This window comes from Thauera sp. DNT-1, assembly GCF_055393985.1.
Map to the genome: position 1 here is coordinate 2,437,232 of NZ_AP043752.1, position 14,198 is coordinate 2,451,429.

14 protein-coding genes are annotated in these 14,198 nt (G+C 71.0%); all 14 read left to right on the forward strand.

Annotated elements, in window-relative coordinates; all coding sequences use genetic code 11:
• The 14 genes from ACZ5PP_RS11255 to ureA all read left to right on the forward strand — a co-directional run bounded on the left by ACZ5PP_RS11255 (position 1) and on the right by ureA (position 14,189).
• Positions 1 to 267: a HypC/HybG/HupF family hydrogenase formation chaperone gene (locus ACZ5PP_RS11255; RefSeq protein WP_012586228.1), complete on the forward strand. Its 267-nt coding sequence runs from the start codon at positions 1 to 3 to the stop codon at positions 265 to 267.
• Between the two features lie 36 nt (positions 268 to 303).
• The gene (gene hypD / locus ACZ5PP_RS11260; RefSeq protein ID WP_464826037.1) at positions 304 to 1,485 is read left to right on the forward strand and encodes a hydrogenase formation protein HypD; all 1,182 of its coding nucleotides are present in this window, start codon (positions 304 to 306) and stop codon (positions 1,483 to 1,485) included.
• The gene (gene hypE / locus ACZ5PP_RS11265; RefSeq protein ID WP_464826038.1) at positions 1,482 to 2,543 is read left to right on the forward strand and encodes a hydrogenase expression/formation protein HypE; all 1,062 of its coding nucleotides are present in this window, start codon (positions 1,482 to 1,484) and stop codon (positions 2,541 to 2,543) included. The genes hypD and hypE overlap by 4 nt, the downstream gene beginning before the upstream one ends.
• A 165-nt stretch (positions 2,544 to 2,708) precedes the next feature.
• Positions 2,709 to 3,515 (forward strand): YXWGXW repeat-containing protein, encoded by an 807-nt coding sequence (locus ACZ5PP_RS11270; protein ID WP_276662887.1) that lies wholly within the window; start codon positions 2,709 to 2,711, stop codon positions 3,513 to 3,515.
• A gap of 152 nt (positions 3,516 to 3,667) precedes the next feature.
• Positions 3,668 to 4,465 carry an amino acid ABC transporter substrate-binding protein gene (locus ACZ5PP_RS11275; RefSeq protein ID WP_004330253.1) on the forward strand — a complete coding sequence of 266 codons (798 nt, stop codon included), beginning with the start codon at positions 3,668 to 3,670 and terminating at the stop codon, positions 4,463 to 4,465.
• A gap of 162 nt (positions 4,466 to 4,627) precedes the next feature.
• On the forward strand, positions 4,628 to 5,278 hold the full coding sequence (locus ACZ5PP_RS11280) for an amino acid ABC transporter permease (protein ID WP_004326833.1): 651 nt from the start codon (positions 4,628 to 4,630) through the stop codon (positions 5,276 to 5,278).
• Between the two features lie 34 nt (positions 5,279 to 5,312).
• Positions 5,313 to 6,065: an amino acid ABC transporter ATP-binding protein gene (locus ACZ5PP_RS11285; protein WP_004326831.1), complete on the forward strand. Its 753-nt coding sequence runs from the start codon at positions 5,313 to 5,315 to the stop codon at positions 6,063 to 6,065.
• A gap of 799 nt (positions 6,066 to 6,864) precedes the next feature.
• Positions 6,865 to 8,118 (forward strand): urea ABC transporter substrate-binding protein, encoded by a 1,254-nt coding sequence (gene urtA, locus ACZ5PP_RS11290; RefSeq protein WP_004326830.1) that lies wholly within the window; start codon positions 6,865 to 6,867, stop codon positions 8,116 to 8,118.
• A 184-nt stretch (positions 8,119 to 8,302) separates the two neighbouring features.
• On the forward strand, positions 8,303 to 9,934 hold the full coding sequence (urtB, locus tag ACZ5PP_RS11295) for an urea ABC transporter permease subunit UrtB (protein ID WP_464826039.1): 1,632 nt from the start codon (positions 8,303 to 8,305) through the stop codon (positions 9,932 to 9,934).
• Between the two features lie 10 nt (positions 9,935 to 9,944).
• Complete coding sequence (gene urtC / locus ACZ5PP_RS11300; protein ID WP_012586234.1) at positions 9,945 to 11,189, forward strand: urea ABC transporter permease subunit UrtC; 1,245 nt, start codon at positions 9,945 to 9,947, stop codon at positions 11,187 to 11,189.
• Positions 11,186 to 12,052, forward strand: coding sequence for an urea ABC transporter ATP-binding protein UrtD (urtD, locus tag ACZ5PP_RS11305; RefSeq protein ID WP_464826040.1), 867 nt, complete (start codon positions 11,186 to 11,188; stop codon positions 12,050 to 12,052). The genes urtC and urtD overlap by 4 nt, the downstream gene beginning before the upstream one ends.
• A 6-nt stretch (positions 12,053 to 12,058) precedes the next feature.
• Positions 12,059 to 12,751: an urea ABC transporter ATP-binding subunit UrtE gene (gene urtE / locus ACZ5PP_RS11310; protein WP_004329020.1), complete on the forward strand. Its 693-nt coding sequence runs from the start codon at positions 12,059 to 12,061 to the stop codon at positions 12,749 to 12,751.
• A gap of 218 nt (positions 12,752 to 12,969) precedes the next feature.
• Positions 12,970 to 13,848 carry an urease accessory protein UreD gene (locus ACZ5PP_RS11315; RefSeq protein ID WP_012586236.1) on the forward strand — a complete coding sequence of 293 codons (879 nt, stop codon included), beginning with the start codon at positions 12,970 to 12,972 and terminating at the stop codon, positions 13,846 to 13,848.
• A gap of 38 nt (positions 13,849 to 13,886) precedes the next feature.
• The gene (gene ureA, locus ACZ5PP_RS11320; protein WP_004324669.1) at positions 13,887 to 14,189 is read left to right on the forward strand and encodes an urease subunit gamma; all 303 of its coding nucleotides are present in this window, start codon (positions 13,887 to 13,889) and stop codon (positions 14,187 to 14,189) included.
• The last annotated feature ends 9 nt before the right edge of the window (positions 14,190 to 14,198 follow it).

Here is a 14,198-nt window from a genome sequence, read left to right on the forward strand (position 1 = left end):
ATGTGCCTCGCCATCCCCGCCCGCATCGTCGAACTGCTCGCCGGCGACCAATGCCGCGTCGAGCTCGGCGGCGTGCGCAAGGAGATCTCGCTCGCCCTGGTCGACGGCGCCGCCGTCGGCGACTACGTGATCGTGCACGTCGGCTATGCGCTGACCCGGCTCGACCCCGAAGAGGCCGCACAGACCCTGGCGCTGATCGCCGACGCCGGCATCGACCCCGCGCGCGCGCTCGGCGGCGAGCACCCCGCACCCGGTGCGGCGCGCTGAAGTGCGCCATCGAGTAATGGAATACGAGGCTGCGCGATGAAATACGTGGACGAGTTCCGCGACGGCGCCCTCGCCGCCGGGCTGGCGCGCGCGCTCGCGCGCGAGGTCGACCCCGGCCGCGACTACGCCTTCATGGAGTTCTGCGGCGGCCACACCCACGCCATCTCGCGCTACGGCGTGGCCGACCTGCTGCCACCCAACGTGCGCATGATCCACGGCCCCGGCTGTCCGGTGTGCGTGCTGCCGATCGGTCGCGTGGACATGGCGATCGGCCTCGCGCTGGCGCGCCCCGAGGTGATCCTGTGCAGCTACGGCGACTGCCTGCGCGTGCCCGCCTCCGACGGCCTTTCGCTGCTGAAGGCCAAGGCGCGCGGCGCCGACGTGCGCATGGTGTACTCCGCCGCCGACGCGCTTGCGCTCGCCGTGCGCGAACCCGCACGCGAGGTGGTCTTCTTCGCGATCGGCTTCGAGACCACCACGCCCCCCACCGCGCTCGTGCTGCGCGAGGCCGCCACGCGCAGGCTCGCCAACTTCAGCGTGATCTGCAACCACGTGCTGACGCCGCCGGCGATCACCGCGATCCTCGACTCGCCCGCAGCCAGCCGGCTCGGGGCGCTGCACCTGGACGGGTTCATCGGCCCCGCCCACGTGTCCACCCTGATCGGCAGCCGCCCCTACGAAGCCTTCGCCGCCCGCTACCGCAAGCCCGTGGTCATCGCCGGCTTTGAACCGCTCGATGTGATGCAGGCGATCCGCATGCTGGTGCGCCAGGTCGACACGGGCCGTGCCGAGGTCGAAAACGAGTTCACCCGCGCGGTGGTGCGCGACGGCAACCCGAAAGCGCAGGCGATCGTGTCGGAGGTGCTGGCGCTGCGCGACGAGTTCGAGTGGCGCGGCCTCGGCGTGCTGGCGCGCTCCGCGCTGCGCATCCGCCCCGCCTTCGCGCCTTGGGACGCCGAGGCGAAGTTCGGTCTCGACTACCGTCCCGTGCCCGACCACCGCGCCTGCGAATGCGGCGCCATCCTGCGCGGCGTGAAGAAGCCGACCGACTGCAAGCTCTTCGGCACCGTGTGCGCCCCGGAAACGCCGATGGGCTCGTGCATGGTGTCCTCCGAGGGCGCCTGCGCCGCGCACTACAACTACGGGCGCTTCCGCGACGTTCCGGTACATGTCGTCGGCACCTCCGCCCCCCCGAATCCGGACCAGGAAACCGCATGAACACCGTCAAAACCGGCTACGTCCGCCCCCTGGACCTGCGCAAGGGCCGCGTCGACCTCGGCTTCGGCGCCGGCGGGCGGGCGATGGCGCAATTGATCTCCGAACTTTTCCTGCGCGCGTTCGCCAACGACTGGCTCGCCCGCGGCGACGACGGCGCGGTACTGCCCGCGCCCGCAGCGGGCGAGCGCCTGGTGATGGCGACCGACGCCCACGTGGTGAGCCCGCTGTTCTTCCCCGGCGGCGACATCGGCAGCCTGTCGGTGCATGGGACGGTGAACGACCTCGCGGTGATGGGCGCACGCCCGCTGTACCTCGCCGCCAGCTTCATCCTGGAAGAAGGCTATGCGCTCGCCGACCTCGCCCGCATCGTCGAATCGATGGCCGCCGCGGCGCGCACGGCCGGGGTGGCGGTGGTGACCGGTGACACCAAGGTGGTCGAACAGGGCAAGGGCGACGGCGTGTTCATCACCACCACCGGGGTGGGGGCGCTGCCGGCCGGGCGCGATCCGGGCGGCGCGCGGGCGCGGCCGGGCGACGTGGTGCTGGTGTCGGGGCGCATCGGCGACCATGGCATGGCAATCATGGCGCAGCGCGAGTCGCTCGCCTTCGACTCCGAGATCGTCTCCGACAGCGCGGCGCTGCACGGCCTGGTCGAGGCGCTCTACGCCGCGGTGCCGGCCGAGGCGGTCCGCGTGCTGCGCGACCCCACGCGCGGCGGACTGGCGACCACCTTGAACGAGATCGCCGCGCAGTCGGGCGTGGGCATGGAGCTCGACGAGGCGGCGATCCCGGTGTCGGCGCAGGTGCAGGCTGCCTGCGAGCTGCTCGGGCTCGACCCGCTCTACGTCGCCAACGAGGGCAAGCTGGTGGTGCTGTGCGCTCCGGAGCACGCCGGCGCGGCGCTCGCCGCGCTGCGCGCGCATCCGCTCGGCACCGAGGCGGCGCGGATCGGATGCGCCACCGCCGACCCGCAGAACTTCGTGCAGCTGCGCACGGGCCTGGGCGGGCGGCGCATGGTGGACTGGATCGCCGGCGAGCAGCTGCCGCGGATCTGTTGAGAGATCGCGTCGTCACAACTGATTACCTCGCCGCCCACCCGGCGCGCCCCCTTTCGCCTATCGTGCGCTTGGAGACAGCAGAGACGCGGAAGGGGGCGGCGGGCGGCAGCGCCCCGCCCCCGGCCGCCCCGCATGTCGCCCCCCTCTCCGTGGCAGGACGCAACCATGACCATCCGCTCGCCCCTTTCGCCCATGCTGCTCGCAGCCGCGCTGGCACTCGGCGGATGCGCGGTGGTCCCGGTCGACGACTACGGCTACTACGAGGACGACCGCTACTACGAGCGCGAGACGGTGATCGTCACGCCGCCCCCCCGCATCGAGTACCGCGGCCTGCCACCGGCCGCCGGCTACATCTGGATCGATGGCTACTGGAACCGGGTCGGACCGCGCCCGCACTGGGTCCCGGGCTACTGGAGCCCACCGCGCATGCATTCGCGACCGCTCGCGCAGCCGCCGCGCATCGATGTGCGCCCGGACGGGCGCGGCGACCGTCGCGACGAACACGACCGCAACCGCTGGCGGAGCGACGACGCGCGACGGGACGACCGGCGCTGGAACGAGCGCAGCCGCGACGATGTCCGCCGCGATCGCGACAGCCGGCCCTGGCCCGGCTTCTCCCCCCGTGGCGACGGCGCTGGTTCTCCCGATGGCCCGCAGCTGCGCGATCGCCGCGACCTGCGCGACGAGGCCCGCCCCCCGAGGATCTTCCAGGAACGCCCGCCCGGTGGACGTGAAGGACTGCTGCGCGCCGAACCGCCGCGCGATCGCGCTGCGCGCCCCGAGCTGCGCCCCGCAGGTGCCGCAGGCGAGGCGCGCGAGCCCCGCCGCAGCGAGGCTGGCGGGCGACCGCCCGAGGGTTTCCGGGGGTTTCGCCGCGACGACGACGGCGAGGCGCGACGCAGCTTCCGGCGCGAAGCCAGGGACGGCGGCAACGCCCCCGAGGCACGCGGACGCGAGCCGGCGGGCAACTGAGCGGCCACGCGCGCGAGCTCTGCGGGCAGCGGCAAGGTTGCTCGCCTGACGCAGTGCAGCGAGAATCACGGTTTTGGCGCCGGCACCCCGGCGCCCTCTCCGTGGCGGGCCCACCCGGCCCGTCCCCGACCACCCTCCCGGGCAAGACCAAGATGAAACTCTCCTCGCTGCTGATGCTCTCCCTCACCGCCGGCGCACTCCTCGCCGGCTGCGGCAAGAACGAAACCGCGCCGGCCGCCCAATCCGCCGCAGCCCCCGCCGCCCCGGCGAAGATCGTCATCGGCCTCGACGACAACTTCCCGCCCATGGGCTTCCGCAACGAGAAGAACGAACTGGTCGGCTTCGACATCGACCTCGCCAAGGAAGCGGCCAAGCGCCTCGGCATCGCCGTCGAGTTCAAGCCGATCGACTGGAGCGCCAAGGAAGCCGAGCTCAACGGCAAGCGCGTCGATGCGCTGTGGAACGGCCTCACCATCACCGAGGAGCGCAGGAAGAACATCGGCTTCACCAGCGCCTACATGGAGAACCACCAGATCATCGTGGTGCCCGCCGCGTCGGCGATCAAGACCAAGGCCGAGCTCGCCGGCAAGGTGATCGGCATCCAGGACGGCAGCAGCGCGGTCGACGCGGTGCAGAAGGACCCGGTGGCCGCCTCCTTCAAGGAGCTGAAGAAGTTCGGCGACAACGTCACCGCGCTGATGGACCTCACCACCGGCCGCCTCGACGCGGTGGTGCTCGACGAGGTCGTGGGCCGCTACTACACCGCCAAGAAGCCGAACGACTACGTGGTGCTCGACGACCACTTCGGCACCGAGGAATACGGCGTCGGCACCCGCAAGGACGACACCGCGCTGCTGGCCAAGCTGCAGAAGGCGATGGACGAGATGAAGGCCGACGGCAGCGCCGCCCGCATCTCCACCGAGTGGTTCGGCAAGAACATCATCAAGTAAGCCGGCTGCGGAGATCGCGGCTTGCGCCGCTCCTACGTCGGCCCCGTGTAGAAGCGGCGCAAGCCGCGATCTCCTCCGCTCCCCCCACTCGGGCGCCAACGCCGCCCGCGCCGACGCTCCCGCGCGCCTCCTACCTGCCCGCCGCTCGCCCGGCGTCCCGCCATGGACTACATCCTCAGCATCCTCGGCCCGCTCGCCGAGGGCTCGCTGGTCACGCTGCAGCTCTTCCTGATCACCCTGCTGCTGGCCGTGCCGCTCGGCCTGGCGCTGGCGCTGGTGCGCATCTCGCGCTTCCGCGTCGCCAGCCAGGCGGTCAACGCCTACATCTGGCTGATGCGCGGCACGCCGCTGATGCTGCAGATGCTGTTCATCTACTATGCGCTGCCCTTCGTGCCGGGGATCGGCATCCGCCTGCCCGACTTCCCGGCGGCGATCGTGGCCTTCGCGCTCAACTACGCGGCCTACTTCGCCGAGATCTTCCGCGCCGGCATCCAGTCGATCGACCGCGGCCAGTACGAGGGCGCCAAGGTGCTCGGCTTCTCCTACGGCCAGACCATGCGCCGCATCGTGCTGCCGCAGGTGGTCAAGCGCATCCTGCCGCCGATGAGCAACGAGACCATCACCCTGGTCAAGGACACCTCGCTGATCTACGTGCTCGCGCTCAACGACCTGCTGCGCGCCGCGCGCGGCATCGTGCAGCGCGACTTCACGATCACCCCCTTCATCGTCGCCGCCGCCTTCTACCTGATCATGACGCTGGTGCTGACCTGGCTCTTCCAGCGCCTGGAGAAACGCCATGCCGTCTATGACTGAGGCCGCCGCGATGACGGGGCCGATGACGAGCCCGATGATCCTCGCCGACGGCATCCGCAAGCGCTTCGGCGCCAACGAGGTGCTCAAGGGCGTGTCGCTGACGCTCGCCAAGGGCGAGGTGGTGGCGGTGATCGGGCCTTCGGGCTCGGGCAAGAGCACCTTCCTGCGCTGCCTCAACCATCTGGAAACGATCGACGCCGGGCGCATCGTCATCGAGGGCGACGTCCTCGCCGACAACGACACCGGCGGCCGCGCGCGCTACGTCGCCGACGCCGAGGTGCGCCGCATCTGCGCGCGCATGGGCATGGTGTTCCAGCACTTCAACCTGTTCCCCCACCTCACCGTGCTGGAGAACGTGATCGAGGCCCCGATCACGGTGAAGGGCCTGAAGCGCGAGGCCATCCTGCCCAAGGCCGAAGCGCTGCTGCGCAAGGTCGGCCTCTTCGACAAGCGCGACGCCTACCCCTCGCGCCTGTCCGGCGGACAGAAGCAGCGCGTGGCGATCGCACGCGCGCTGGCGATGGAGCCCGACATCATGCTCTTCGACGAGCCCACCTCGGCGCTCGACCCCGAGCTCACCGGCGAGGTGCTGCGCACCATGCGCCAGCTCGCCGACGAGCACATGACCATGCTGGTGGTGACGCACGAGATGGGCTTCGCCCGCGAGGTCGCCAGCCGGGTGGTGTTCATGGACGGCGGCGAGCTCATCGAGTCGCGCCCCGCGGCCGAGTTCTTCGCCAACCCGCAGCATCCACGCACGCGCGCCTTCCTCGACAGCATGCTGTAGCAGGCGGGCGTCGGCCGACACGGCGCGGGTGGAACGGGGAATCGCGACTCGCGTCGCTCCCACCGAAAACCGGGCGATGCGCTTGGGGACACGACCGTAGGAGCGACGCGAGTCGCGATTGCAGCCCGCTTCCCCCGCCAACGCCCGTCGCAGTCGGACGACCCGATCGCGACTCGCGTCGCTCCTACAGGCCCCGGATCGCGTCGGGGCGGTTTTCGTGGGAGCGACGCAAGTCGCGATTGCAGCCTCCTTCCCCCGCCAACGCCCGTCGCAGTCGGACGACCCGATCGCGACTCGCGTCGCTCCTACAGGCCCCGGATCGCGTCGGGGCGGTTTTCGTGGGAGCGACGCAAGTCGCGATTGCAGCCTCCTTCCCCCGCCAACGCCCGTCGCAGTCGGACGACCCGATCGCGACTCGCGTCGCTCCTACGGGCCCCGGATCGCGTCGGGGTCGTTTTCGTGGGAGCGACGCAAGTCGCGATCGGCCAGGGCACCGGGTACCTCGACAAGACCCGCCGCGTGCACGCGGCCGGGAGTTTGCTGCACTGCGATGGTGCCCGTCTTCCGGGTACTGCATCGGCGCGGGGCGCGGCATCGCCGACAAAGGCGCGCTGCAGGGACGCCAGGAGAGCGGGTACAAGATCCGTCGGCGTGCCACGAGCGCATCAACGGCGCGGATTTAGGCCGCGTCCCACACTCCGTCCAGCGATTTTCCGACAACTTGGCACGCCCCTTGCGGAGGGTTCATCGACGCAGCCTGCGCTGCGCTCGACTTCCACCCACTGCAAGAGGTCCGTCCATGAACCGTCGCAACTTCGTCAAAGCCCTCACGCTTTCGGCTTCCATCGCCGCGATCGGCCTGCCCGCCGGCGCGCACGCCGCCGACACCATCAAGGTCGGCATCCTGCATTCGCTGTCGGGCACGATGGCGATCTCCGAGACCGCGCTCAAGAACGTGGCGCTGATGACCATCGAGGAGATCAACGCCGGCGGCGGCGTGCTCGGCAGGAAGCTCGAGCCGGTGGTGGTCGACCCGGCCTCGAACTGGCCGCTGTTCGCCGAGCGCGCGCGCCAGCTGCTGGCGCAGGACAAGGTCGCGGCGGTGTTCGGCTGCTGGACCTCGGTGTCGCGCAAGTCGGTGCTGCCGGTGTTCAAGGAGTTGAACGGCCTGCTCTTCTACCCGGTGCAGTACGAGGGCGAGGAGCTCGAGAAGAACGTCTTCTACACCGGCGCCGCGCCCAACCAGCAGGCGATTCCCGCGGTCGAGTACCTGATGAGCGAGGAAGGCGGCGGCGCGAAGCGCTTCGTGCTGCTCGGCACCGACTACGTGTATCCGCGCACGACCAACAAGATCCTGCGCGCCTTCCTGAAGAGCAAGGGGGTGAGCGATGCGGACATCCTGGAGGACTACACGCCCTTCGGCCACGCCGACTACCAGACCATCATCGCGCGCATCAAGCAGTTCGCCTCCGAGGGCAAGAAGACGGCCGTGGTGTCGACCATCAACGGCGACTCCAACGTGCCCTTCTACAAGGAACTGGGCAACGCCGGACTGAAGGCGACGGACGTGCCGGTGGTGGCCTTCTCCGTCGGTGAGGAGGAGCTGCGCGGCGTCGACACCAAGCCCCTGCTCGGCCACCTCGCGGCGTGGAACTACTTCATGTCGGTCGACAACCCGCAGAACAAGGCCTTCATCGACAAGTACCGCGCGTGGGCGAAGAAGAACGGCGTGCCCAACGCCGACACCGTGGTCACCAACGACCCGATGGAGGCCACCTACGTCGGCCTGCACATGTGGAAGCAGGCGGTCGAGAAGGCCGCCAGCACGGACGTCGACAAGGTCATCGCGGCGATGGGCGGGCAGAGCTTCAAGGCGCCGTCGGGCTTCACGCTGACCATGGACGCGACCAATCACCACCTGCACAAGCCGGTGCTGATCGGCGAGGTGCGCGCGGACGGCCAGTTCGACGTGGTATGGCAGACCAAGGGGCCGATCCGCGCCCAGCCGTGGAGCCCGTTCATCGAGGGCAACGAGGGCAAGCAGGGGCTGTGATCGTCCAGAAGATCGGGGTCCGACCCCGATTTTCGCCGCCGGTCCGGAGCGCGGCGGTTCTCCTGCAGGAGCGGCGCAAGCCGCGAGCCTCTTGCGGCGAGATCCCGCACGCCCCCTTGGCCCCACGCCTGCCGAACCGCCCGCCGCCCCAGCCGTTTCCCCGCAACTGAAGATGGAGCCGACGATGTTCGGACCGACAAGACGACCATGGCTTCTCGCCGCCGTGCTGTGCGTGCTGACGGCGCTCGCCGCGCTGCCGGCGCGGGCGGCGCTCGACCCCACGCTGGTGCGCGGACTGGGCGGTGACTTCAACGCCCGCGTCGCCGCGATCGACGCGCTCGGCGTCTCCGGCGGCGACGAAGCCGCGGCGCTGCTGGACGCGCTCGAAAGCGGGCGACTCGGCACGCTCGACGGCCGGGTGGTGATCGTCGCGCCCGACGGGCTGCGCGACGCCGCCAGCGGCGAGGCGCTCGCCGCCGAGGCCGGGGCCGCGACCCGCATCACGGTGAACAACCGCCTGCGCCGTGCGATCGGCACCGCGCAGGCCGCGCTCGCGCTGTCCGCGCCGCAGCCCGCGCAGCGCCTCACCGCGGCCAACACCCTGCGCGAGAACGCCGGCCCGGCCCTGCTGCCTGTGCTGGCGCGCACGCTCGAGGCCGAGCCGGACGCCGCGGTGCGCGAGGTGCTGCTCTACGCCAGCGCCAAGCTGGAGCTGGCCTCGCCCGACCCCGCCCTGCGCCTGAAGGCGGCGCAGGCGCTCGGCGCATCGTCCGATGCCGCGGTCAAGAACCTGCTCGCCGCGCTGCTGGAGAAGCGCGGCGAAGGTGCAGCGGCGAGCTGGGTCGAACCGGACGCCGAAGTGCGCGCCGCGGCCGCGGCCTCGATGCGCGCGATCGATCGCCGCATCGGCCTGGCGCAGACCGCCGGCACGCTGTTCTCCGGCCTGTCGCTCGGCTCCATCCTGCTGCTCGCCGCGCTCGGCCTGGCGATCACCTATGGCGTGATGGGCGTCATCAACATGGCGCACGGCGAGCTGCTGATGGTGGGCGCCTACGCCACCTTCCTGGTGCAGGGCGTGTTCCGCGCCCATTTCCCCGAATATCTGGACTTCTACGTGCTCGCCGCGATCCCGGCGGCCTTCCTCGCTGCGGCCTTGGTCGGCATCGCCATGGAGCGCCTGGTGCTGCGCCACCTCTACGGCCGCCCGCTGGAGAGCCTGCTCGCCACCTGGGGCCTGTCGCTGGTGCTGATCCAGGCCGCGCGCGTGCTCTTCGGCCCGCAGAACCTGGAGCTCGCCAACCCGTCATGGATGTCGGGCGGCGTCGAGCTCGCCGGCGGCGTGGTGCTGCCCTACAACCGCATCGTCATCCTAGGCTTTGCCGCCTTCGTGCTGGTGCTGATCTGGCTGATGATGCAGAAGACGCGGCTGGGCATGTTCGTGCGCGCCGTCACCCAGAACCGGCCGATGGCGGGCTGCGTGGGCGTGCCCACCGCGCGGGTGGACACGCTGGCGTTCGCGATCGGCTCCGGCGTCGCCGGGCTGGGCGGGCTGGCGCTGTCGCAGATCGCCAACGTCGGCCCGGCCATGGGCACCGGCTACATCGTCGACGCCTTCATGGTGGTGGTGCTCGGCGGCGTCGGCCAGCTCGCCGGCGCGGTATGGGCGGCGCTCGGCCTCGGCATCGTCGCCAAGTTCCTCGAAGGCTGGGCGGGCGCGGTCGTGGCCAAGATCCTGGTGCTGGTCTTCATCATCGCCTTCATCCAGAAGCGTCCGCAGGGCATCTTCGCCCTCAAGGGCCGCTTCGCCGACAGCTGAGGCCGCCGCCATGCGCACGCCCTTCATCCTGAGACTGTTCCACAGCATGCCGCGCGGCGGCTGGATCGCGCTGGCGATCTTCGCCGCCGTGGCCTGGATCGGCGTGCCGGTCGCGCACCTCGCGCTGCCCGAGAGCCATCCGCTGCACGTCTCCGCCTACACCGTCAGCCTGCTCGGCAAGATCCTGTGCTACATGGTGGTCGCCGTCGCCATGGACCTGATCTGGGGCTACGCCGGCATCCTGTCGCTCGGCCACGGCCTCTTCTTCGCCCTCGGCGGCTACGCCTTCGGCATGTACCTGATGCGCCAGATCGGCCGCGACGGCAGCTATGGCGCCGAGCTGCCCGACTTCATGGTCTTCCTCGACTGGAAGGAATTGCCCTGGTACTGGGCGGGCTCGGATTCCCTGCTGTGGGCGCTGTTCCTGGTGGTCGCGCTGCCCGGGCTGGTGGCCTTCGTGTTCGGCTGGTTCGCCTTCCGCTCGCGCATCAAGGGGGTCTACTTTTCGATCATCACCCAGGCGCTGACCTACGCCGCGATGCTGCTGTTCTTCCGCAACGAGACCGGCTTCGGCGGCAACAACGGCTTCACCGACTTCAAGCGCATCCTCGGCCACGACATCACCTCGCCCGGCATGCGGGTGACGCTGTTCGCGCTCTCGGCGGCGCTGCTGATCGCCTGCCTGGTGCTCGGCCGCTACCTGGTGAGCTCGCGCTTCGGCCGCGTGCTGGCGGCGATCCGCGACGCCGAGAGCCGGGTCATGTTCATCGGCTACAACCCGCTGCACTACAAGCTCTTCATCTGGACGCTGTCGGCGATGCTGTGCGGGCTGGCGGGCGCCTTGTACGTGCCCCAGGTCGGCATCATCAACCCTTCGGAGATGTCGCCGGCGAACTCGATCGAGATCGCGGTGTGGGTGGCGGTGGGCGGGCGCGGCACGCTGGTGGGCGCAGTGCTCGGCGCCGGCATCGTGAACCTCGCCAAGAGCGTGTTCACCGTCTACCTGCCGGAATACTGGCCCTTCGTGCTCGGCTTCCTGTTCATCGTCGTCACCCTCTACCTGCCCGACGGCGTGGTCGGCCTGTGGCGCAAGCTGCGCGCGCGCCGCGCCGCCGCGCGCCTGGACGACACCCGCAGCGCCGCCACGCCTGCGCCGGGCGCAGCCGCGGCGGCCCCGGGCACGCCCCCCGTCACGAGCGGCGCGCACGGCTTCGCCGCCCCCCCCACCGACACCGCCAAGGGAGCGAACGCATGATCCCCACCCTCGAGATCGAACGCGAGCGCACCCGCCTCGACGCCGAGCGCGAGAACGAGCGCGAGCACTGGGACGGCTCGGCCGCGGACGGGCGGGTGTTCCGGCCCGGCGAGCTCGACCTGTCGCACAAGGTCATCCTCTACCTCGACGACATCACCGTGAGCTTCGACGGCTTCCGCGCGCTCAACAAGCTCAGCCTGACCATCGACGCCGGCGAGCTGCGCTGCATCATCGGCCCCAACGGCGCCGGCAAGACCACCATGATGGACGTGATCACCGGCAAGACGCGGCCCGACTCGGGCACCGCCTTCTTCGGCCAGACCATCGACCTCACCCGCCTGACCGAACCCGAGATCGCCCACGCCGGCATCGGCCGCAAGTTCCAGAAGCCGACCATCTTCGAGCAGCACACGGCCTTCGAGAACCTCGAGCTGGCCATGAAGGCCGACAAGCGCGTGCGCCGCACCCTGTTCGCCAGCCTCATCGACGACGAGCGCGACCGCGTCGCCGCGGTGCTGCGCCAGATCCGCCTCGACCAGGCCGCCGACCGCCCCGCCGGGCTGCTCTCGCACGGCCAGAAGCAGTGGCTGGAGATCGGCATGCTGCTGATGCAGGAGCCACGCCTGCTGCTGCTCGACGAGCCGGTCGCCGGCATGACCGACGACGAGACCGAGCGCACCGCCGAGCTGTTCACGAGCCTCGCCGGCAAGCACTCGCTGGTGGTGGTCGAGCACGACATGGCCTTCGTCGAGGCGCTCGGCGGCACGGTCACGGTGCTGTGCGAGGGTTCGGTGCTGGCCGAGGGGGATCTCGCCACGGTGCAGGCGGATCCGCGCGTGATCGAGGTCTACCTGGGGCGCTGAACGAACATGCTCAAAGTCGACAACCTGAACCAGTACTACGGCGGCAGCCACATCCTGCGCGGCCTGTCCTTCGACGTGCCCGTCGGCAAGGTGACGACGCTGCTCGGGCGCAACGGCGTGGGCAAGACCACGCTGCTGAAGACCCTGATGGGCCTGGTGCCCGCCGCCAGCGGCAGCATTTCCTTCCACGACCAGGACATCACCCGCGCGCCGTCCTGGAAGCGCGTCGCCGCCGGCATCGGCTTCGTCCCGCAGGGGCGCGAGATCTTCCCGCGCCTCACCGTCGAGGAGAACCTGCTCATGGGCCTGGCCACCCGGCCACGCGGCAGCGCCATCCCGCCGCGCATCTTCGACATGTTCCCGGTGCTGAGGCAGATGATGGGCCGGCGCGGCGGCGACCTCTCCGGCGGCCAGCAGCAACAGCTCGCTATCGGCCGCGCGCTCGCCTTCGGCCCCCGGCTGCTGATCCTCGACGAGCCCACCGAGGGCATCCAGCCCTCCATCATCAAGGACATCGAGCGCGCCATCCGCAGCCTCGCCGAGACCGGCGAGATGGCCATCCTGCTCGTCGAGCAGTACTACGACTTCGCGCGCGCGCTCGCCGACCAGTACCTGGTAATGGAGCGCGGCGAGATCGTCATGCGCGGCGCAGGGGCGGACATGGACCGCGACGGGGTGCGCGAGGCGCTCGCGGTGTGAGGGTCGCCGCGTCGCGGGGCGCGGCGGGTCCGGCGGGTCTGCGCGGTCGCGCTGCGCCGCCGCACCGCGCTGGTGCGCCCGCAGGCGAACGCACCAGGACAGGGCATCGACGGATCTCCGCCGCGCCGCGCAGCCCCACCGTCGCACCCGCAACACCCCTGTCAGGCGCAGCCATCGGGCGTTCAGAGAGCTGGCCCGGGTCTTGCTAAACCTCCCCCATGTACCCGCCGCTGCCTCCCCTCGCCTCTTCGCTATTGCCCCCCGCCGGCGCCGCGGTATCCACGCCCTGGCGCGCCGGGCTGAGCCTGGAATACGAGAAGCGCGGCGCACGCAGCGTGCTCGCACGCCGTGAGCACTTCGGCCCGCTGCGCGTGCAGCGCGCGCTCTACCCGGAAGGCGAGGCCGTCTGCCACACCCTGCTGGTGCACCCGCCCGCCGGCATCGTCGGCGGCGACGAGCTGCGGGTGGACCTGCGCATCGGCGCGGGCGCGCACGTGCTGCTGACCACCCCGGGTGCCGGCAAGTGGTATCGCAGTGCCGGCGCGCGCGGCGTGCTCGCGCAGCACATCGCGGTGGCGACGGGCGCGGTGTGCGAGTGGCTGCCGCAGGAGAGCATCGTCCATGAAGGCGCGCTCGCCGGGCTCGCCACCGAGGTGCGCCTGGAAGGCGATGCCTGCTTCATCGGCAGCGAGATGCTGTGCTTCGGCCGCACGGCCTCCGGCGAACGCTTCGCCCGCGGCGAGCTGGCGATGCGCACCCGCATCGAGCGCGACGGCCGGCCGGTCTGGCTGGAGCGCGGCGTCGTGCATGGCGGTGGCGGGCTGCTCGCCGCCGCGCCCGGCCTGCACGGCCAGCCGGTGAGCGCGAGCCTGCTGATCGCCTCGCCGCGCTGCGACGAGGCCTTGCGCGATGCCTGGCGCGCGCTCTCGCCCGCGGCCGGCGAAGGCGCGGTGAGCCTGCTGCCGGGCGTGCTGGTGGCGCGCTGGCTGGGGCCGGCCTGCGAGCCCGGCCGGCAGTGGTTCACCCGCCTGTGGGCGACGGCGCGCCCGGCAGTCGCGGGACGGGCGGCGCACACGCCGCGGATCTGGAACACCTGAAACCCATGGGCGGCAGCGCGCCGCCGCGGAGGAAGACGATGGAACTGAGCCCACGCGAGAAGGACAAGCTGCTGGTGTTCACCGCCGGCCTGCTCGCCGAACGCCGGCGCGCGCGCGGCCTGAAGCTGAACTACCCGGAGGCGGTGGCGCTGATCACCTGCGCGATCCTCGAGGGCGCGCGCGACGGCCGCACGGTGGCGGAGCTGATGGGCTACGGCGCGACCCTGCTGACGCGCGCGGACGTGATGGCGGGCGTCGCGGAGATGATCCCCGACATCCAGGTGGAGGCGACGTTTCCCGATGGCACCAAGCTGGTGACCGTGCACAACCCGATCGTGTGAGGAGCAGGC

Bases quoted from the DNA above. Each gene is read 5' to 3' on its own strand.
- ACZ5PP_RS11280 (WP_004326833.1), top strand. From the start codon at position 4,628: ATGGACTACATCCTCAGCATCCTCGGCCCGCTCGCCGAGGGCTCGCTG.
- ACZ5PP_RS11270 (WP_276662887.1), top strand. From the start codon at position 2,709: ATGACCATCCGCTCGCCCCTTTCGCCCATGCTGCTCGCAGCCGCGCTG.
- ACZ5PP_RS11275 (WP_004330253.1), top strand. From the start codon at position 3,668: ATGAAACTCTCCTCGCTGCTGATGCTCTCCCTCACCGCCGGCGCACTC.
- ACZ5PP_RS11255 (WP_012586228.1), top strand. From the start codon at position 1: ATGTGCCTCGCCATCCCCGCCCGCATCGTCGAACTGCTCGCCGGCGAC.
- urtB (WP_464826039.1), top strand. From the start codon at position 8,303: ATGTTCGGACCGACAAGACGACCATGGCTTCTCGCCGCCGTGCTGTGC.
- ACZ5PP_RS11315 (WP_012586236.1), top strand. From the start codon at position 12,970: ATGTACCCGCCGCTGCCTCCCCTCGCCTCTTCGCTATTGCCCCCCGCC.
- urtE (WP_004329020.1), top strand. From the start codon at position 12,059: ATGCTCAAAGTCGACAACCTGAACCAGTACTACGGCGGCAGCCACATC.
- urtC (WP_012586234.1), top strand. From the start codon at position 9,945: ATGCGCACGCCCTTCATCCTGAGACTGTTCCACAGCATGCCGCGCGGC.
- ureA (WP_004324669.1), top strand. From the start codon at position 13,887: ATGGAACTGAGCCCACGCGAGAAGGACAAGCTGCTGGTGTTCACCGCC.
- urtA (WP_004326830.1), top strand. From the start codon at position 6,865: ATGAACCGTCGCAACTTCGTCAAAGCCCTCACGCTTTCGGCTTCCATC.
- hypD (WP_464826037.1), top strand. From the start codon at position 304: ATGAAATACGTGGACGAGTTCCGCGACGGCGCCCTCGCCGCCGGGCTG.
- urtD (WP_464826040.1), top strand. From the start codon at position 11,186: ATGATCCCCACCCTCGAGATCGAACGCGAGCGCACCCGCCTCGACGCC.
- hypE (WP_464826038.1), top strand. From the start codon at position 1,482: ATGAACACCGTCAAAACCGGCTACGTCCGCCCCCTGGACCTGCGCAAG.
- ACZ5PP_RS11285 (WP_004326831.1), top strand. From the start codon at position 5,313: ATGATCCTCGCCGACGGCATCCGCAAGCGCTTCGGCGCCAACGAGGTG.